The organism is Lutibacter sp. B1, from assembly GCF_012524075.1.
Lineage (GTDB): Bacteria > Bacteroidota > Bacteroidia > Flavobacteriales > Flavobacteriaceae > Lutibacter.
Window position 1 is genome coordinate 1 of record NZ_JAAZUI010000079.1, and the last position, 1,678, is coordinate 1,678.

2 protein-coding genes are annotated in these 1,678 nt (G+C 28.4%); both read right to left on the reverse strand.

Annotation, left to right across the window (positions count from 1 at the left end):
- A partial coding sequence (locus HGB55_RS15695; protein ID WP_168817557.1) for a hypothetical protein occupies positions 1–108 on the reverse strand: 108 nt, incomplete at its 3' end.
- 155 nt (positions 109–263) lie between these two features.
- Positions 264–644 carry a hypothetical protein gene (locus tag HGB55_RS14855; RefSeq protein ID WP_168817840.1) on the reverse strand — a complete coding sequence of 127 codons (381 nt, stop codon included), beginning with the start codon at positions 642–644 and terminating at the stop codon, positions 264–266.
- Positions 645–1,678 lie beyond the last annotated feature (1,034 nt).

A 1,678-nucleotide genomic window follows, 5' to 3' on the forward strand; every position in this document is an offset into this window, starting at 1 on the left:
TTCCTTGTTTTGTAGTCGACTTGCTAAGACTTTCGTCTTTAATAATGGTGAATTGATAGATTTGTCAGTGTCTACTAATTCATTTATTATGTCGTTTATTAGTTTCATATTCTAATTGTGCCTAACGAGTTTTTATATGATTTGTGCGACTGGAAAATCGGAGATTTTTCGGTTGTAGCAAATCGTTAGTTGAATGTTTGTCGTTTTAACTAGTTCAAATTTAAGCATAAATTATATGAGGTGTTAGCAAAAGTTTTTGTCAATCAATTATATTTCTGAAAATAATTTCTCGAATGTGAGTGGTTTAAACCGTGTCTTTCCTCGTCTGTCGTTGTTATAATAATCCAAGAATCCATTAAATCTAAATCGTTGTAAGGTATTTCAAATGTTAAATTTGAAATGTCAATAGAATCTTTCAATGAATTAATCTTTTTGTCAATATTTATCGATTTACTGTGATTGTATCTTGTCCAACTGCCTTTTTCCTTGTCAATATATTTTCCTAAACTCAGATAAATTTCTCCGACAGTATAAGTCGGATTATCAAATTCTGGATTAATTTTTATACTACCTTTTTTAATTTTTATTTTCAGTTTTTTTTCATAAACATCGATACTTCCATTTCCTTTAATAAAAGTTGCCAAGCAACAATTGTCAAAATAAAAGGAGACGTTTTTTGAAATCAATTTTCCACCATCTATTCTAGTTGTAGAACAGTTTGTTAGAATTAATATAAAAATCAGGTTTATGAATACAAATTTGAATCGTAATAATTTTTTCATTTTAATTTTTGCTAACGGGTTAGGCTATGTTGTCGTTGTGGAAAAATCGGCAAGATTTTTCCGCCATAGCCATAGTGATAGTAAATATACGAGGATTTTCTGAAAAAGAAAATCCGCCACAATGCAATATAGCCAGTGTTGGTTAAAGTAACTTAATCAAACATAGTTGGATTTATCAATTTTAGTTCAAATTTAACCGATTCATTTCTCAAATCTGATGGTTTCAATTCTCTATTTTGATTCCGTGATATTTTTCAAATTCAGTTGAAAGAAGTTGCAATTTTTCAGTTTACGAAAATGATGAAAAGCAACTAAAACAATCAGAAAATCAATCTTTTGAGTTTTATTTATCAAGTTTAGTATTAATTATAAAAAGAAGATGAATTATTTAAAAAATCAATCGTTGAGAATTTTTCAGTTTAGTAGAAAATTAGCTTAAAAAACTAAGAATAAGAGAAAACTCGTACGTTTAGAAAATCTATTCAAATTTAACGGATTCAACTCATAAATTTTCTCAATTTAGTAGAATGATAAAATAGGAGAGAAGAGTTCTCAGAGCAATTCTCAGTTGAAGCAGAATTTTAGTTTTGGAAGAAAACTACTTAAAAAATTCATTCCGGAATAATGCTCAAAATCGGACTAATTTTCAGCTTTAATAAATCATTATTTTTGAAGAAAAATTTCTCAGCCGAGTTCTTGCATTCAATGTTGTAACGCAACAAAGCGTTTTAATTTTTAATAGTTACTAAGCTACGTTTTTTAATTCAGATTCCAATACTTCTTTAGGAGTTTTATACCCAATGATTTTTCTGGGTTTGTTGTTTAGTTTATGTTCGAGTTTTAAGAGCTGTTTTTCGTCAATGAGGTTAAAATCTGTTCCTTTAGGGAAGTCCCTT